This is a genomic window from Gemella haemolysans (assembly GCF_028308085.1).
Classification (GTDB): Bacteria; Bacillota; Bacilli; order Staphylococcales; family Gemellaceae; genus Gemella; species Gemella haemolysans_D.
This window is the reverse complement of the sequence record NZ_JAQMFS010000007.1, coordinates 1-230: the sequence shown is the minus strand read 5'-3', so window position 1 is coordinate 230 and position 230 is coordinate 1. Positions and strand designations below refer to the sequence as shown.

Below are 230 nucleotides of genomic sequence, written 5' to 3'. Positions count from 1 at the left end.
CTGCAGTTTTCTCTTCATCTGTTAAGTCTGTACGGGCGTCAATTGCGTCGTTTTTAGCTTTAAGCGCATCTTCTATTGCTTTCTTCGCTGCTGGCTTAGCTTGTGCTGTTGGATTTACTGAATCGACTGATGTTGCTCCGTCATTTTTAGCTTGAGTTACTGCATCATTTGTTGTCACGTTATCTATCGCTTGTTTTGCTGCATCTGCTTTTGCTTTCGCATCAGCTTTC

General features: G+C 42.6%; 1 protein-coding gene. It reads right to left on the bottom strand.

What is annotated here, in order from left to right:
- Nucleotides 1-230 (bottom strand): DUF1542 domain-containing protein (locus tag PNO30_RS00200; RefSeq protein ID WP_271986688.1); only part of this gene is annotated, 230 nt, incomplete at both ends.